This is a genomic window from Microvirga thermotolerans, assembly GCF_009363855.1.
Lineage (GTDB): Bacteria > Pseudomonadota > Alphaproteobacteria > Rhizobiales > Beijerinckiaceae > Microvirga > Microvirga thermotolerans.
On record NZ_CP045423.1, the window covers coordinates 3,600,656 to 3,616,495 of the forward strand.

At 68.8% G+C, this 15,840-nt stretch carries 14 protein-coding genes; 8 read left to right on the forward strand and 6 right to left on the reverse strand.

What is annotated here, in order from left to right:
- The first annotated feature begins 413 nt into the window (after nucleotides 1-413).
- From GDR74_RS17065 to GDR74_RS17075, 3 genes are all read left to right on the forward strand, one after another.
- Entirely contained in the window at nucleotides 414-1,367 is a 954-nt protein-coding gene (locus GDR74_RS17065; RefSeq protein WP_152587420.1) for an acetyl-CoA carboxylase carboxyltransferase subunit alpha, read from the forward strand.
- A 62-nt stretch (nucleotides 1,368-1,429) separates the two neighbouring features.
- Entirely contained in the window at nucleotides 1,430-2,527 is a 1,098-nt protein-coding gene (locus GDR74_RS17070; RefSeq protein WP_152587421.1) for a D-alanine--D-alanine ligase family protein, read from the forward strand.
- 144 nt (nucleotides 2,528-2,671) lie between these two features.
- Nucleotides 2,672-4,003: a L,D-transpeptidase family protein gene (locus GDR74_RS17075; protein WP_152587422.1), complete on the forward strand. Its 1,332-nt coding sequence runs from the start codon at nucleotides 2,672-2,674 to the stop codon at nucleotides 4,001-4,003.
- A gap of 124 nt (nucleotides 4,004-4,127) precedes the next feature.
- Here the strand turns inward: GDR74_RS17075 and GDR74_RS17080 are convergent, their stop codons facing one another.
- Together GDR74_RS17080 and secA are read right to left on the reverse strand one after the other, a co-directional pair.
- Nucleotides 4,128-5,747 carry a M10 family metallopeptidase C-terminal domain-containing protein gene (locus tag GDR74_RS17080; RefSeq protein ID WP_210251028.1) on the reverse strand — a complete coding sequence of 540 codons (1,620 nt, stop codon included), beginning with the start codon at nucleotides 5,745-5,747 and terminating at the stop codon, nucleotides 4,128-4,130.
- A gap of 280 nt (nucleotides 5,748-6,027) precedes the next feature.
- Nucleotides 6,028-8,832 carry a preprotein translocase subunit SecA gene (gene secA, locus GDR74_RS17085; protein ID WP_152587424.1) on the reverse strand — a complete coding sequence of 935 codons (2,805 nt, stop codon included), beginning with the start codon at nucleotides 8,830-8,832 and terminating at the stop codon, nucleotides 6,028-6,030.
- A 263-nt stretch (nucleotides 8,833-9,095) separates the two neighbouring features.
- Here secA and GDR74_RS17090 point away from each other — a divergent pair, with 263 nt between their 5' ends.
- Nucleotides 9,096-9,980, forward strand: a complete 885-nt coding sequence (locus GDR74_RS17090; RefSeq protein WP_152587425.1) for a peptidylprolyl isomerase — start codon at nucleotides 9,096-9,098, stop codon at nucleotides 9,978-9,980.
- Between the two features lie 188 nt (nucleotides 9,981-10,168).
- Here GDR74_RS17090 and GDR74_RS17095 read toward each other — a convergent pair whose 3' ends face one another.
- Nucleotides 10,169-10,480, reverse strand: a complete 312-nt coding sequence (locus GDR74_RS17095) for a hypothetical protein (RefSeq protein WP_425486933.1) — start codon at nucleotides 10,478-10,480, stop codon at nucleotides 10,169-10,171.
- Between the two features lie 198 nt (nucleotides 10,481-10,678).
- On the opposite strand from GDR74_RS17095, the gene argJ reads away from it, so the two are divergent.
- A complete protein-coding gene (argJ, locus tag GDR74_RS17100; protein WP_152587426.1) occupies nucleotides 10,679-11,920 on the forward strand; it encodes a bifunctional glutamate N-acetyltransferase/amino-acid acetyltransferase ArgJ in 1,242 nt (413 codons plus the stop codon).
- 15 nt (nucleotides 11,921-11,935) lie between these two features.
- Here argJ and GDR74_RS17105 read toward each other — a convergent pair whose 3' ends face one another.
- Entirely contained in the window at nucleotides 11,936-12,307 is a 372-nt protein-coding gene (locus GDR74_RS17105; RefSeq protein ID WP_152587427.1) for a hypothetical protein, read from the reverse strand.
- A gap of 152 nt (nucleotides 12,308-12,459) precedes the next feature.
- Here GDR74_RS17105 and mutT point away from each other — a divergent pair, with 152 nt between their 5' ends.
- The 3 genes from mutT to GDR74_RS17120 all read left to right on the forward strand — a co-directional run bounded on the left by mutT (nucleotide 12,460) and on the right by GDR74_RS17120 (nucleotide 14,430).
- Complete coding sequence (gene mutT, locus GDR74_RS17110) at nucleotides 12,460-12,873, forward strand: 8-oxo-dGTP diphosphatase MutT (protein WP_152587428.1); 414 nt, start codon at nucleotides 12,460-12,462, stop codon at nucleotides 12,871-12,873.
- A 10-nt stretch (nucleotides 12,874-12,883) separates the two neighbouring features.
- The gene (locus tag GDR74_RS17115) at nucleotides 12,884-13,810 is read left to right on the forward strand and encodes a DMT family transporter (RefSeq protein WP_152587429.1); all 927 of its coding nucleotides are present in this window, start codon (nucleotides 12,884-12,886) and stop codon (nucleotides 13,808-13,810) included.
- A gap of 116 nt (nucleotides 13,811-13,926) precedes the next feature.
- On the forward strand, nucleotides 13,927-14,430 hold the full coding sequence (locus tag GDR74_RS17120; RefSeq protein ID WP_194164567.1) for an Mpo1 family 2-hydroxy fatty acid dioxygenase: 504 nt from the start codon (nucleotides 13,927-13,929) through the stop codon (nucleotides 14,428-14,430).
- Nucleotides 14,431-14,439: 9 nt separating this feature from the next.
- Here GDR74_RS17120 and GDR74_RS17125 read toward each other — a convergent pair whose 3' ends face one another.
- Together GDR74_RS17125 and GDR74_RS17130 are read right to left on the reverse strand one after the other, a co-directional pair.
- Nucleotides 14,440-14,805, reverse strand: a complete 366-nt coding sequence (locus GDR74_RS17125; protein ID WP_152587431.1) for a DUF427 domain-containing protein — start codon at nucleotides 14,803-14,805, stop codon at nucleotides 14,440-14,442.
- 115 nt (nucleotides 14,806-14,920) lie between these two features.
- The gene (locus GDR74_RS17130; RefSeq protein ID WP_152587432.1) at nucleotides 14,921-15,802 is read right to left on the reverse strand and encodes a methyltransferase domain-containing protein; all 882 of its coding nucleotides are present in this window, start codon (nucleotides 15,800-15,802) and stop codon (nucleotides 14,921-14,923) included.
- Nucleotides 15,803-15,840: the final 38 nt, after the last annotated feature.

The following is a 15,840-nucleotide window of genomic DNA, read 5'->3' on the forward strand; positions in this document are numbered from 1 at the left end:
AAAGTCGGCAACCCACAGATGCAGAAGGGCCGAGGCTTGCGAGAATGGGAAGCCCGGCCGATTCCGCTCCATCCGGGCTCTCGAACGGCATTGCAGGCTTGATCGACGATGCCTCCCTCATCCTGTTCGGGCGCGCGGGACCCGCAACCTGGCCGTGCGCCGTCTTGCCAGAAAGCAATATGTTATTTCATTTATGCAAGCATGCCGGCCGCTCTCCGGCTCAAGGGACGCGGCCGGCGCCCCATGATTTCGCCCGAGTTTGCCGCCAGGAAAGCTTTCCGGCCGCCCTGCCGCGCCCGTCCTCGGGAGCAAACGGGCGTCAGCTTGACTTGCGGCCGTCAAATCGCCAGTGTCCGCGCGGTCCGGCGGGGCCGAGGAGGTCGGCGCCGGTTTTTCATTTTTCACAGAGTCTGATGCGCAGTTATCTCGATTTCGAAAAGCCGGTCGCCGAGCTGGAAGCCAAGGTCGAGGAGCTCAAGGCCCTGGGCGAGAGCCGGGATGCCGTCTCCATCGCCGACGACATTCACCGCCTGGAGGCGAAGGCGGCCGAGGCCCTCAAGGACCTCTACGCCAGGCTCACGCCCTGGCAGAAGACCCTGGTCGCCCGCCATCCCCAGCGCCCGCACTTCGTCGACTATTGCGCCGGCCTGATCACCGACTTCACGCCCCTCGCGGGCGACCGGAAGTTCGCGGAGGACGAGGCCATCGTCGGCGGGTTCGGCCGCTTCCGCGGCCAGCCGGTCTGCGTGCTCGGCCAGGAGAAGGGCCACAACACCGAGACCCGCATCAGGCACAATTTCGGCATGGCCCGGCCCGAGGGCTACCGCAAGGCCGTGCGCCTGATGGAGATGGCGGACCGCTTCGGCCTGCCGGTCCTCTCCTTCGTCGACACGGCCGGGGCCTATCCCGGCATCGAGGCGGAGGAGCGCGGCCAGGCCGAGGCCATCGCCCGCTCCACGGAGACGCAGCTCGGCCTCGGCGTCCCCAACGTCGCCCTCGTGATCGGCGAGGGCGGCTCCGGCGGGGCCATCGCCATCGCCACCGCCAACAAGGTCCTCATGATGGAGCACGCCATCTACAGCGTGATCTCCCCCGAGGGCGCGGCCTCGATCCTCTGGCGCGACGCGGCACGGGCCCAGGACGCCGCCACGAACATGAAGATCACCGCCCAGGACCTCCTGCGCCTCGGCGTCATCGACGGCATCGTGGCCGAGCCGACGGGCGGCGCCCACCGGGATCCGCAGGCGGCCATCGCGGCGGCCGGGAACGCCATCGAGGAGGCGCTCCAGGACCTCGGCAACATGGGGCCGGCGGAGCTTCGCGACCACCGGGCGGAGAAGTTCCTCGCCATCGGCCGCAAGCTCTGAGGCGGCCTTAACAGGGTTTCAACCTCTCCGGCCTTACTGCACAATGGGCCGGAGGATCGATCATGAAGCACGCGCGCAAGACCGTTGGACTGCTGTTCGGCGGGTGCTCGGCCGAGCACGACGTCTCCAGGATGTCCGCGGCCAACATCCTCCGGGCGCTCGATCCGGCGAAGTACGACATCGTCCCCATCGGGATCGCGCGGAACGGCCGGTGGCGTCTCGGCAACTCCGCCGCCCCGGGCTCGAAGTCCCTCGAGATCCCGCAGGACGCCCCCGAGGTCGCGCTCCTTCCCGGCCATGACGGAGAACTGGCCGTCCTGGGCGAGGAACCGCGCCGCCTTCGCCTCGACGTCGCGGTCCCGGTTCTTCACGGGCCGAACGGCGAGGACGGGACCGTCCAGGGGCTCCTGGAGCTCGCGAACCTGGCCTATGTGGGCTCCGGCGTCATGGGCTCCGCCGCCTGCATGGACAAGGACGTCGCCAAGCGCCTCCTGCGCGACGGCGGCCTTCCCGTCGTGCCCTTCCTGTCGATGACCCGCCGCACCCGGATGAGCTACGAGGCCGCCACGGGAATGCTCGGCACCTCGGACCTGTTCGTGAAGCCGGCCAACATGGGCTCGTCGGTCGGCGTTTCCCCGGCCCGCTCCGCGGCGACCTTCGAGGCGGCCTGCGACCTCGCCTTCCGGCACGACGCCAAGATCCTGGTCGAGCGCAGCGTGTCGGGGGCGCGGGAAATCGAGTGCTCCATCCTGGAAGGCGCCTCCGGCGAGCTGCGCGCCTCGCCCCTCGGCGAGATCGCGCCGGCGAAGAGTCACGGCTTCTACAGCTATGCCGCCAAGTACGAGGACGCGGCGGGCGCGGACCTGCTGATCCCGGCGGACCTGGACCCCGCCCTGGCCGACCGCATTCGGGAGCTTGCCCTCGAGGCCTTCCGCGTGCTCGGCTGCGAAGGGCTGGCGCGGGTCGACTTCTTCGTCGACCCGGCGGACCCGGACGGGATCTACGTCAACGAGATCAATACGCTGCCGGGATTCACCGCCATCAGCATGTATCCCAAGCTGTGGGAGGCGGCCGGTCTCTCCCAGCGGGAGCTGATGGACGTCCTGATCGGCCACGCCCTGGCCCGGCAGGACGGCAGGCGGGCGCCGAAGCCCGCCTGACTCCGGCCCGCCTTCGGCGGCTCGTTCACCATAACTCCATTACGGCCGTGCTTGCGGTAAGCCGGAGTTAAGGCTAACAATCTAAGCCTATCGGGGAACCGTCCAGGATGGCCCGGGCGGATCAAAAAAATTGCGGGGTCCCCTATGATGAAGCGTATCGCATTGGCTGCGAGCCTGGCGCTCGCGCTCGCCGCTTGCCAGGATGATGGCTTCTCCCGAAGCTCCACGCGCCACCTGACGCCGATCCCGGCGGCCACCATGGCGCTGATGGCCTCGAAGGGGATGACGAAGAACGACCCCATCCTGATCCGGGCCTACAAGAAGGAATCGGAGATGGAGATCTGGAAGCGCGGCGCCGACGGCCGCTACGCGCTCCTGAAGACCTATCCGATCTGCCGCTGGTCGGGCCAGCTCGGCCCCAAGACCCGCGAGGGCGACCGCCAGGTGCCGGAGGGCTTCTACACGGTCACGCCCGCGCAGATGAACCCGAACTCGGCCTTTTATCTGTCCTTCGACACGGGCTATCCCAACGCCTACGACCGCTCCCTCGGCCGCAACGGCGGCGACATCATGGTGCACGGCTCCTGCTCCTCGCGGGGCTGCTTCGCCATGACGGACCAGAACATCGCGGAGATCTACGCCGTGGCGCGCGAGGCCTTCGCCAGCGGCCAGCGGGCGTTCCAGTTCCAGTCCTTCCCCTTCCGCATGACGCCGAAGAACCTGGCGCAGCACCGGCTCGATCCGAATATCGGCTTCTGGAAGAACCTGAAGGAAGGCTCGGACTATTTCGAGGTGACGAAGGAAGAGCCGCGGGTCACGGTGACGGCCGGCCGCTACCAGTTCAACGTACCCGACGAGTCGGTCGTCACCGCCCTGGCGGAGAAGCGCCGCAAGGACGAGCAGGAGGTCGCCGAGCTGGTGGCCCGCGGCGAGAAGCCGGTGAAGCTCGTCTATCACGACGGCGATTCGCACGAGTCCTTCCGCACCGCCCTGGCCGGCGCCGTGGGCTCGGACGGATCGCTGGTGGTGGACGCGCGCATGCGCGACAAGTTCGGCGACGTGAGCCGCCCCGAGGGCCTCTCCTCCGGTCCGCAGGTGATCGCCCTCGACGACACGACCGGCAAGCCCAAGCCCGAGACGCCCTCCACCGCCCTGGCCTATGCCTCCCTCGACCGGAGCCCGGCCGCGGCCAGGACCGCTGCCGCCGACAGGCCGGCCGCCGGGGAGACGAAGGTCGCCGCCCTCGGTGCGCCCCCCGCCGCCGCCCCGGTCGGCAACGGGGAGACACCCTTCTACAAGAAGATGTTCAACGGTATCGGCGACCTGTTCAGCTCCTCCACGACGGCCGCACAGCCGGCGGCGGAGACGGCCCAGGCCGCACCTGCCAAGTCGGGCGCTGCCGCGCAGAAGCCCGCCGCGGCCGTCCAGCGCAAGGCCCAGGCCGGGAGCGCGGTCAGCGTCGCAGCGGCGAACTGACCGGCACGGGATCGTCCCCGTTCGAAAGCCCGCCTCTCCGGCGGGCTTTCTGCTGTCCAGGGTTGCCGGCCCGACCCGTTTTGCGTGTCCGGACCGAAAGCCTGCCGCGCCTCGACGGGCGCCCTCAGTTCCACATCGCGTTGTAGTGGCTCAGGATCTGGTCCGGGGTGAGCTCGTAGTCGTAGACGGCGACCTTTCCGATCGCGCCCAGGAAGAAAGACTTCAGGTCGCGGGTCCCGACGCGCAGGGGCGCATCGCCGTCGCCGGGCTGCACGAGATGGGGCGTCGTCGGATCGGGCCAGAACTCGAGCAGCGAATCCTTGTCGTCCCAGGGATTGGGGAGGGTTCCCCGGCCGTCGACGAAGATCTTGGTGTAGCCGGGATCGTCGGGATCCTGCGGGGTGGTGTTGATGACGAAGACGTAGTGGATCCAGCCACCGGCCTGGACGTCCTCCTGGACATAGGAGCCGATCCCCCGCCCGCCCTCCAGGTTGAAGGCATATCCGGAAATCCGGTTCTCCCGCGAGGGATTGTCCCCATTGTCGGCGCTGTACATGCGGGCCGCCCATTCGACCTGGTCCGGGATGCTCCCGCCGTGAACCTCGCCCTTGCCCATCCAGTGCACGTAACCGTTGCCCTCCTTCACCGGGAAGATCAGCGCATCCGGCCGCAGCCAGGCCTCGAAGGTCAGGATCCCGGTCCGTGGCACGGACAGGTCGGGGGCGTCGGGAACCTCGAGATAGCTGTTATGGCCGTCGAAAACGGCTGCGCGGTCACCGTTGGGCATCCCTGCCGCCGAGACGGCGCCATGGTAGCTCCCCTGCCGGTGCGGCGTCGCCGCATCGGCCTCGACGGCGGCTCGCCCGGCCTCCGAGAGGGGCAGGAACAGAACCGGGTGATCGGACAGAATGGTGCTGTCATAGGCGGACATGCTGGGCGGAGGAGGGGGAGGCACAGGGGCCGGCGGAATCGGAGGCGTCGGGAGAAGAGGCAATGTCAGGCCGAGCGTGGCGGGCCTGTTCGCGAAAAGGATCTCGAACTCGGGCTCGGCGTCCGCGTCGACGTTCCCGGACAGGAGACCCGTCGCGCCGTCGTAGCGGAGTTGGCCGGGGCCCGTGAACGCCTCATGACCGGCGACAAGATGCGTGAAGGCGTCGAGGCCCGGTTTCGCGGTGTCCGCATCCACGCGGGAGAAATCGAGCCTGTCCTGCGCCGGGTTGAAGTCGAGGATGACGTCGCGCGCGGTTCCGGTCGCCATCTGGTGCACGGGCGCGAGCACGAAGGTGTCGCGGCCGGCACCGCCTTTCATCCAGTCCCGGCCGGGACCGTCCACGAGCCGGTCGTTGCCGCTGCCCCCGTCGAGGGTGTCGCGGCCCAAACCGCCCGTCAGCGTGTCGTTGTGAATACCGCCGACGAGCCGATCGTTGCCGTTGCCGCCGTCGAGCCTGTCCTGCCCGGCACCGCCGAACAGGCGGTCGTTGCCGCGGCCGCCGTCAAGGATGTCGCGGCCGTTGCCGCCTGTCAGCACGTCGTTGTGAGCACCGCCGAGCAGGCGGTCGTTGCCGCTGCCGCCGAAGAGAGCGTCACGGCCATTGCCGCCGAGCAGTCGGTCGTTGCCGTCGGTGCCGACGAGCCTGTCGCCGCCTCCGGTTCCCGGAACGGTTCGGCCGATCGGGGCGACCTTAGCCGGACTGGCGGCGGCAGCCCGCTCCGGAGACGCCGCTCCGTTCGCGGCCGAGGGCAAGGAATCGCTCCCACGGCCTACGCCGCTTCGGTTGTCATCCGATGGGGCCGATCCGACGAGAAGGCGGTTGCGCATGAATACACTCCTGCAAGGGTTGGCACGTGACTTTGCGTTATAGTGTTGCGAAAACGCCCTTCAAGGACCCTGCGTTGCGGTACGTGGTTGCGGCACGTGGCAGCCCGCCCCGGCCTAAACCGGCCATGACTTGCCGGCAGGCGCGCGGCAATGAAAAGCCCGGCTCGGGGCCGGGCTCCTGCTCTCGTCGATGTCTTGACGGGCGCTATGCCACGAACTGCCCGTGGCAGTGCTTGAACTTCTTGCCCGAGCCGCAGGGGCAGGGCTCGTTGCGGCCGACGCGGCCCCAGGTGGACGGGTCGTTCGGGTCGCGCCGCGGCTGGCCCGCATCCGGGGCCGCGGCCCCGAAGGCCGGGGCGGCGCCGAAGCCGTTCGCGGCCGCGAGGTCGAACTCGTTCTCGCCGGTCGCCGGGTCGAGATGCTGCGCGAACATGGGCGGCAGCCCCTCGGGCTCGGGCTGCTGGAACACCACCTGGATGCGCATGAGCTGGCCCGTGACCTGCTCCCGCAGGCGGCCGACGAGTTCGTTGAAGAGCTCGAAGGCCTCGGACTTGTACTCGTTGAGCGGGTCGCGCTGCGCATAGCCGCGCCAGCCGATGACCTGGCGCAGGTGGTCGAGGGTCACGAGGTGCTCGCGCCAGAGATGGTCGAGGCTCTGGAGGAGCACCTGCTTCTCCACGTAGTTCATGACCTCGGGCGTGTTCTCCTCGACGCGCTTCGCATAGGCCTCGTCCGACGCCTTGCGGATCCGGTCGCGGATCTCGTCGTCGGCGATGCCCTCCTCCTTCGCCCACTCGTCGACGGGAAGGTCGAGGTTGAGGAAGTTGGCGACGCCGGCCTTCAGGCCCGCGATGTCCCATTGCTCCGCATAGGCATGCTCGGGGATCGCGCGGGCGACGAGGTCGTCGATCACGCCGTGGCGCATCTCGTCGATGGTGTCGCGCACGCTCTCCTGCGCCATGAACTCCTTGCGCTGCTCGAAGACGACCTTGCGCTGGTCGTTCATGACGTTGTCGTATTTCAGGATGTTCTTGCGGATGTCGAAGTTGCGCGCCTCGACCTTCGCCTGCGCCCGCTCGATGGCCTTGTTGATCCACGGGTGGACGATGGCCTCGCCCTCCTTCAGGCCGAGCTTCTGCAGCATGCCGTCCATGCGCTCGGAGCCGAAGATGCGCATCAGGTCGTCCTGCAGGGACAGGTAGAACTTGGAGCGGCCGGGGTCGCCCTGGCGGCCCGAGCGGCCGCGCAGCTGGTTGTCGATGCGGCGGGACTCGTGGCGCTCGGTGCCGAGCACGTAGAGGCCGCCCGCGGCGAGCGCCTTCTCCTTGAAGGCGGCGACCTCGTCGAGGATCTCCTTCTCGCGCCGCGCGCGCTCCTCGCCCTCGAGGCCCGCGAGCTCGCGCTCGATGCGCATCTTGGCGTTGCCGCCGAGCTGGATGTCGGTGCCGCGGCCGGCCATGTTGGTGGCGATGGTGATCGCGCCGGGCACGCCGGCCTGGGCGACGATGAAGGCCTCCTGCTCGTGGAAGCGGGCGTTGAGCACCGCGAAATGCTTGGTGCCCTTGCCCTCGCGGGCGGCCTTGTAGAGAGGCTCCAGGGCCTGCGGGTTCTCGAAGTCGATGAGCTTGTAGCCTTCCTTGATGAGAAGCTCGGCGAGAAGCTCGGATTTCTCGATGGAGGTGGTGCCGACGAGGATCGGCTGGCCGCGCGCCGAGGAGGCCTCGATGTCGCGGATCACCGCCCTGTAGCGCTCGTCCGCGGTCCGGTAGACCTCGTCGTCCTCGTCGATGCGGGCGACGGGACGGTTCGTCGGGATCTCGACCACTTCGAGGTTGTAGATTTCCAGGAACTCGTCGGCCTCGGTGGCGGCCGTGCCGGTCATGCCGCCGAGCTTGTCGTAGAGACGGAAGTAGTTCTGGAAGGTGATGGACGCGAGCGTCTGGTTCTCCGGCTGGACCTGGACCCGCTCCTTCGCCTCGAGGGCCTGATGCAGCCCCTCCGAATAGCGCCGGCCCGGCATCATGCGGCCGGTGAACTCGTCGATGATGACCACCTCGCCGTTGCGGACGATATAGTCCTTGTCGCGCTGGAAGAGGGTGTGGGCGCGCAGCGCCTGGTTCATGTGGTGGACCAGGGTCGCGTTGTGGGCGTCGTAGAGGTCGCCCTCGGTCAGGAGGCCCGCCTCGCGCAGGAGGCCCTCCATCTTCTCGGTGCCGGCTTCCGTGAGGGCCACCGTGCGCTGCTTCTCGTCCACCTCGAAGTCGCCCTTGCCCAGGCGGGGGATGACCACGTCGATGGCATTGTAGAGCTCGGAGCGGTCGTCGAGGGGGCCGGAGATGATGAGCGGCGTGCGGGCCTCGTCGATGAGGATGGAGTCCACCTCGTCGACGATGGCGAAGTTGTGCCCGCGCTGGACCATCTGCGACATCTCGTACTTCATGTTGTCGCGCAGGTAGTCGAAGCCGTACTCGTTGTTGGTGCCGTAGGTGATGTCGGCCGCGTAGGCGGCGGCGCGCTGGGCGTCGTCGAGCCCGTGGACGATCACGCCGACGGAGAGGCCGAGGAAGCGGTAGATCTGCCCCATCCACTCGGCGTCGCGCCTGGCGAGGTAGTCGTTCACGGTCACCACGTGGACGCCCTTGCCGGCCAGGGCGTTGAGGTAGACCGGCAGGGTGGCGACCAGGGTCTTGCCCTCGCCGGTCCGCATCTCGGCGATGGCGCCCTCGTGCAGGACCATGCCGCCGATGAGCTGCACGTCGAAATGGCGCTGCCCGAGGGTCCGCTTGGCCGCCTCGCGGACGGTCGCGAAGGCGGGCACGAGAAGGTCGTCCAGGGTCCGGCCCTGGCTGAGCTGGGCCTTGAATTCGTCAGTCCGGGCGCGGAGCTGGTCGTCGGTGAGGGCTTCGAGCTCGGGCTCCAGCGCGTTGATGGCCGCGACCTTCGGCCGGTAGGACTTCAGTCGGCGATCGTTGACCGAGCCAAAGATTTTCTTCGCGAGTGTTCCGAACATCGAGAGCCTTCAGACTTCTGGGATTCTGGAGAAACGTTAATTTGAGCCGCGTTATAGACTTAATTATGCAGGAACGCATCTAAAAGACTGCGCCAGGACCGCGCATGTCCCAGGCACGTTCCGCGGTGCGCTCCCGCCGGCCCCGCCCGGCCTGCCGGAGGGCTGCCGCGCGATGTGCCATAGATAGGCTATTGCTTGCAAACGGCAATGAACTCGGTCATCGGTCCACGCGAAAGTGGGCGATTCCCATGAGAGGATCAGACATGTCAGCTTCAACTTCGCTTCGCAGGGGCCTTTTCGCTCTCGGCGTCGCCCTTCCCCTAACGGCAGGCCTCGCCCTGGCCCAGGGGACGCCCCCGGCCGCGCCTGCAGCGGGCGCCGCCCAGGGCGGCAAGGTCGTCGCCCGGGTCAACGGCACGGACATCACGGAGGCCGATCTCGCCATCGCCGCCTCCGACCCGGCCCTGCAGCTGCCGAGCCTGCCGGAGGAGCAGAAGCGCGAGCTGCTCACGAGCTACCTGATCGACCTCAAGCTCGGCGCCAAGGCCGCCGAGACCGCCAAGGTGGGCGACAATCCGGATTTCGCCCGCAAGCTCGCCTACAACCGGGACAAGACCCTCCTCGACGAGTATCTCGACCAGGAAGCCCGCAAGGCGGTGACCCCCGAGGCGGCCAGGAAGCTCTACGACGAGACCGCCAAGAACATGACCCCCGAGCAGGAGGTCCATGCCCGCCACATCCTCGTCGACAACGAGGAGGAGGCAAAGAAGATCGCGGCCCGGGTGAAGGGCGGCGAGGACTTCGCCAAGGTCGCCAACGAGGTCTCGAAGGACCCCGGCTCCAAGTCCGACGGGGGCGATCTCGGCTTCTTCACCAAGGACCGCATGGTCGAGCCCTTCGCCGAGGCCGCCTTCAAGCTCGAGCCCGGCCAGATCTCCGATCCGGTCAAGACCCAGTTCGGCTGGCACGTGATCAAGGTCGAGGAGAAGCGCGCCAAGCCGATCCCCTCCTTCGAGGAGATGAAGGAGCAGGTGAACGCCTACTTGGAGCGCAAGGCCCAGCAGGACCTCATCGTCGGCCTGCGCAAGAACGCCAAGATCGAGCGCCTGGACGACAAGGGCAACCTGGTCGAGCAGAAGAAGCCCTGAGTTTCAAGGGATCGAGGCAACCGGGGCGGCCCACAAGGCCGCCCCATTTCGTTTGGGGTTCGGGAGGCGCTCCGATCTTCCTCCCCGAAGACGGTCATTCCGGGGCGCCGCAGGCGAGCCCGGAAGCCAGAACCGGCAGCGTCTCGGAACAAGGAGCTGCGGCAGCCGTTGCGCCCGATCCGGCGTCGTCAGCGGTCATGGGATTCCGGGCCCGGCCCATTGGGCCCTCCCGGAATGACGGTGGCGCCGTCCCGGAACGGCGCCGGAGGCGCCTCCTCGGTCGTCTCACTTGTTCGTCCGGCCCGTCCTCTTCGGATCGACGCCGCCCTCGCGGGTGGTGTCGTTCTCCACGTCGCCTTCGAGGTGGAGGCTCCCTCGATCCGGCGCGGATCCTCGCCGGTCATGAAGGCGCCCTTCGAGGCGCCGATGCCAGGATCGGCCTCAAGGTCGATGCGGCTGTGCGCGCCGGGTCGGGTCTTCGGATGCTTGCTGCGCGTCATGACGGAGGCTTCCTTTCGTTTGCGGCTTCACGTGCCGATGGACCTGCCGGTTCAACGGCGGGAGGAATCGGCCGTTCCATCCGCCGCGGCCGTCTCCCCGGCCCCCTCTCGACGAAACGCGGGCTTGACAAGAAGCCTTGAAAAGCCGCAGGTCGCCGGTCGCAAAGGCCTTTTTTCCCCACCTTTTCGGGTCCCTCCATGTCCAAGACCGTTTCGCCGCTGGCGCCCAAGACCTATCCCGCGCTTCCCGAGATCGAGGGCGTCAGGATCGCCACGGCGGAGGCCGGAATCCGGTACAGGAACCGGACGGACGTGCTCTACGTGACGCTTGCCAAGGACACGGCGGTGGCGGGGGTCTTCACCCGCTCGAAATGCCCCTCGGCCCCGGTCGACTGGTGCCGCAGGAACCTGGAGAAGGGCGTCGCCCGGGCGCTGGTGGTGAATTCCGGCAACGCCAACGCCTTCACCGGCAAGAAGGGCGCCGAGGCGGTGAAGCTCACCGCCGACCTCGCCGCCAAGGCCGCCGGCTGCCGGGCCTCGCAGGTCTTCGTCGCCTCGACGGGCGTCATCGGCGAGCCCCTCGACGCCACGAAGTTCGAGGGCGTGCTGGACAAGTGCGAGCGCAAGGCGAGCCCCACGGCCTGGATCGACGCCGCCAAGGCCATCATGACCACCGATACCTTCCCGAAGGTGGCGACCCGCACCGCCACCATCGGCGGCGTGGAGGTCACCATCAACGGGATCGCCAAGGGCGCGGGCATGATCGCCCCGGACATGGCGACCATGCTTTCCTTCGTGTTCACGGATGCGCCCATCGCCGCGCCGGTCCTCCAGGCGCTGCTCAGGAAGGGCGCGGACAAGAGCTTCAATTGCGTGACGGTGGACAGCGACACCTCGACCTCCGACACGCTGCTGTTCTTCGCCACGGGCGCGGCCGCCAGGCGGGGGGCGCCGGCCATCACCCTGCCGAGCGACCGGCGGCTGAAGGAGTTCCGCCAGGCCCTCGAAAGCCTGCTCTGCGACCTGGCCCGGCAGGTGGCCCGGGACGGGGAAGGCGCGCGCAAGTTCGTGACCGTGAAGGTGACCGGCGCCAAGGGCGCCACCTCGGCGAAGCGCATCGCCATGGCCATCGCCAACTCGCCCCTCGTGAAGACGGCGGTGGCGGGCGAGGACGCCAACTGGGGCCGCGTCGTCATGGCGGTCGGCAAGGCCGGCGAGCCCGCGGAGCGGGACCGGCTGGCGATCTGGTTCGGCGACATCCGCGTCGCCTTCAAGGGCGCGCGGGACCCGGACTACGACGAGGCCAGGACCTCCGCCTACATGAAGGGCGACGAGATCACGATCCGGGTCGACCTCGGCCTCGGGCGGGGCGAGGCCACCGTGTGGACCTGCGACCTCACCAAGGCCTACGTGGAGATCAACGGGGATTACCGGAGCTGAGCGCCGCAGCCGCCTTCACGGTGTGACGGTCACCTTCCATTTGATGACGACGTTCATCGGCCCGCCATACTGATCGGTGCCGATGAAGGCGTAGCCGAACTCGTCCGGCCCGCGGTAGCCGGGCTTGGCGATGTAAAAGGGCGTAAGTCCTTGGACCCCTGCTCGTCCCACCTTGGGACTGAGAACGATCTTGGTTTCCTGAACGGCACCGGGCATCGTGATGTTGAACGAGCAGCCGGTTCCGGCCTTTACCGAGATCTCGCCCACCGCTTCATAGCGGGCCGAATTGAGCGGAACGACGCCGCCGGAACATTCCGCCATGGCCGGAGCGGCCGCGGCGGACAGGGCCAGACAAAACGAAACCGTCCCCAGGAAACCGAGACGCATGCGACTGCCCCCAACCTTGTGATTGTTGTCACATCATGGTGGACGATGCCCATGGGGATGGCAAGCACATCGAATCTGTTCGCGCGGCTCGAAGCGGGGTAAGAGGGGCCTCGCCCTCTTCCTGAAGGTCTCCGCCCCACGGATCCCCGGACGTGTCCTCCCTCAAGCTCACCCTCGTCGTCGCCGTCGCCCTCGTGGACACGGACAACCGCATCCTGCTGGCGCAGCGCCCGGAGGGAAAGCAGCTGGCCGGCCTGTGGGAGTTCCCGGGCGGCAAGGTGGAGCCCGGCGAGCGGCCGGAGGAGACGCTGATCCGCGAACTGCGGGAGGAGCTCGGCATCGCCGTCAAGGAGGCCTGCCTCGCGCCCCTCACCTTCGCGAGCCACGCCTACGAGAGCTTCCACCTCCTGATGCCCCTCTACATCTGCCGCCGCTGGGAGGGTTTCGTGCAGCCCCTCGAAGGGCAGGCCCTGAAATGGGTACGGCCGCAGGAGCTGCGCGCCTATCCCATGCCCCCGGCGGACGAGCCGCTGATTCCCTTCCTCGTCGACCTCCTCGGCGCCTGAGGGTCCTGCCGTGCCGCCGCCGCCCGCTGCAGCCACGCCCCTTCCGCCGTTCGGCCAGGGCTTTCTCGTCTCGAGCCTCCTCGGCTGCTCGATCCTGTGGGCGAGCGGCTTCCTGTTCATCAAGCTGAGCGGCGACCTCAACCCCTTCGCCATCGCCGCCATGCGCGGCCTGCTCGGCGCGGCGTCCCTCGGCCTGTGGTTCGCCGTGCAGGGCAAGCGGCTCCTGCCGGAGCCCGGCGAACTGCGCACGTGGCTGATCCTCGGCGCCCTCAACGGCTGGGTGCCGAACGTCCTCGTCTCCTACGCGCTCACCCAGATCGCCACCGCCTCCGCCGCCATGGTCCAGGCGGCGGGCCCGCTCATCGTCGCGGTGATGTCGCACGTGCTCTTCCCCGACGAGCGGCTGACGCGCCCGCGCTTCCTCGGCGTGCTGATCGGCTTCGTGGGCATGGGCATCCTCATCGGCCCCGCCGCCCTTCCCGAGAGCGGGATCAGCCCGACGGGCTCCCTCGCCATGGTGGCCGTGACGCTGAGCTACGCCTCGGCCAATCTCTACGTCCGGACGATCCGCAGCGCCGACCCCGCGCGGCTCGCCCTGGGGCAGCAGGTCTGCTCGGGCCTTCCGGCGACGGTCCTGACCCTGGCGATCGCCGGTCCTGCGGCCTTCGCCGCCGTGCCCTCCCATCTCGGGCCGATCCTCGCCCTCGGCGTGGCCGCGACGGCCGTGCCCATGCTCCTGTTCATGCGCCTGATCCGGCGTGCGGGTCCCACCCGCGCCTCCATGGTGGGCTATCTCCTGCCGGTCTGGACGGCGATCCTGGCCGTGGTCTTCCTCGACGAGCGCATCGGGGCCCGCGAGATCGTCGGCGGAAGCGTGGTGCTGGCGGGCGTCGCCCTCGTGACGTTCAGCGGACGGCGCATCGCTCCCGCCCGCTGAGGACGAGCCGCCCCTCGTGCCTGCACCCCGCGATGGGAAGGCGATCCTCGTCGCAGAAGCTCTTCCCTTGCGGCGCCTTCCGGCTACATTCTTTCAAAACGAGGGAGGGAACGGCCATGGCAAGCCTGTTCGAGCGCCAGCTGCGGACCTATTCGGGTTATCATCGGGACCGCCGCAACCGGGCGACGCACTTCGTCGGAATCCCGGCCATCGTGTTCTCCTTGCTGCTGGCTCTCGCCCTCTGGCGGGTGTCCCTGGGGAACCTTGCCCTGTCGGGCGCCTGGATCGTCGGAATCCTGGCGGTGGCGGGCTGGATCGCCCTCGACCGGAGGATCGGCCTCGCCATGGGGGCGGCGACCCTCGTCATGGTGCTCGCGGCGGACTGGCTCGCCGCGCATCTCGGACGCGGCACGACCTGGGCCCTGTTCGGGATCCTCTTCCTGGGCGGCTGGGCCCTGCAGTTCCTCGGCCACGCCTTCGAGGGGCGCCGCCCGGCCTTCACGGACAACCTGTTCCAGGCCTTCGTCGGGCCGATGTTCATCATGGCCGAGGCCCTGATGGCGCTCGGCCTGTGCCGGGATCTTGCGAGATACACGGGTGACGAAAGGGAGGCGGCCTGACGGCCGCCGCTAGTCCGCGAATTCCTCGATGGCGTCGACCCGGTCCGGATAGAAGGCGAGGTAGCCGGCGATCTCCTTCACGGTCGGAAAGGGCTCCTCGTAGGTCCAGGCGGCGTTCTCCCGCACGAGCCCCCCGGCCATGACGGTGAAGTAGGAGGCATCCCCCTTATAGGGGCAATGGCTCCGGCGCTCCGTCGGCTCGAGCAGGTCCATCTGCACGTCCCGGCGGGGGATGTAGTGCACGGGGCTGAGCATCGCCTCCCGAAGGGTGAGCGCCTCCGTGGTCTCGGCGACGATGAAGCCCCCGAGCACGACCCGGATGCGATGCGGATTCCGAGCGATCGCGATCGGATGGTCGGGACCTGGGGTCTTCATCGGGGCGCACTCCGGGGCGGACCCTGGTGACATAGGGCGCGGCGGAACGGCCCCAAGAGGATGCACGGTCCCGAGCGGAAGCATGGCGTTCCGGGGCCTTGCCTTTCCGGGAGCCTCAGTGACCGGGCTTGTCTCCCGCCGGCTGCTCCTTCACCCCGAGCGCTTCCGCGAGGCGCATCTTCGCGGAGCCGGGGCGCAGGGGCTTCTGCTGGCTCTCGTGCGGCGCCCACCCGGACAGCCAGACGATCTCGAAAGTCGCGGGCAGGCGCCCGTCGGGATCCGCGAAGCGTTCCGCATAGAGGGCGGCCGCCCGCATGAGGGTCGCCCGGCGCAGGGGCGTGCGCCGCCGGTCGCTGAGCGCGTTGGTCAGCCCCATCCGGCGCAGGTCGCGCATGAGGGAGAACGGGTCGCCGTAGCGCACCCGCACGGTCTCCGAATCCGCCACCGGCAGGGCGAAGCCCGCCCGCTGCAGCAGGCCGCCGAGATCGCGCATGTCGGCGAAGGGGGCGACGCGCGGGCTGACGCCCCCCTCCAGCTCCGCCTCGGCCTGGGTGAAGGCCTGGCGCAGCTCGGTCAGGGTGGCGCCGCCGAACAGGGCGCCGAGGAAGAGCCCGTCGGGCTTCAGCGCCCGGCGGATCTGCACGAGCGCGCCCGGCAGGTCGTTCACGCTCTGGAGCGACAGGAGGGACACGGCGAGGTCGAAGCGCCCGGGCGCGACGGGCAGCCTTTCCTCGTCTCCCGCCACGCTCCCCTTCTCGGGAACGGGCGCCACCCGCAGCACGCGACCGGCCCGGCCCGACCGGCGCAGGAGATCGGCGGCGGCAGGCGTGGGCGTGCCCACGTCGAGGGCCTCCGCGAAGGTCCGCAGGACGGGGGCGAGCCGCTCCTCCAGGTCCGCGACGGCGCGGTCGAGGAGGAAATCCGCATAGCCCGCGCGCAGCGCCCGCGCGAGGCGGCGGCGGACGAGGGAGCGGTCGAAGACGACGGGTGCTGTCATGGATGAGCGATATGGCCCGCGGCGCGGCGGGTGCCAAG

Coding starts and splice junctions, on each gene's coding strand:
- GDR74_RS17065 (WP_152587420.1), top strand. CDS start 414: ATGCGCAGTTATCTCGATTTCGAAAAGCCGGTCGCCGAGCTGGAAGCC.
- GDR74_RS17070 (WP_152587421.1), top strand. CDS start 1,430: ATGAAGCACGCGCGCAAGACCGTTGGACTGCTGTTCGGCGGGTGCTCG.
- GDR74_RS17075 (WP_152587422.1), top strand. CDS start 2,672: ATGATGAAGCGTATCGCATTGGCTGCGAGCCTGGCGCTCGCGCTCGCC.
- secA (WP_152587424.1), bottom strand. CDS start 8,832: ATGTTCGGAACACTCGCGAAGAAAATCTTTGGCTCGGTCAACGATCGC.
- GDR74_RS17090 (WP_152587425.1), top strand. CDS start 9,096: ATGTCAGCTTCAACTTCGCTTCGCAGGGGCCTTTTCGCTCTCGGCGTC.
- GDR74_RS17095 (WP_425486933.1), bottom strand. CDS start 10,480: ATGACGCGCAGCAAGCATCCGAAGACCCGACCCGGCGCGCACAGCCGC.
- argJ (WP_152587426.1), top strand. CDS start 10,679: ATGTCCAAGACCGTTTCGCCGCTGGCGCCCAAGACCTATCCCGCGCTT.
- GDR74_RS17105 (WP_152587427.1), bottom strand. CDS start 12,307: ATGCGTCTCGGTTTCCTGGGGACGGTTTCGTTTTGTCTGGCCCTGTCC.
- GDR74_RS17120 (WP_194164567.1), top strand. CDS start 13,927: ATGGCAAGCCTGTTCGAGCGCCAGCTGCGGACCTATTCGGGTTATCAT.
- GDR74_RS17125 (WP_152587431.1), bottom strand. CDS start 14,805: ATGAAGACCCCAGGTCCCGACCATCCGATCGCGATCGCTCGGAATCCG.
- GDR74_RS17130 (WP_152587432.1), bottom strand. CDS start 15,802: ATGACAGCACCCGTCGTCTTCGACCGCTCCCTCGTCCGCCGCCGCCTC.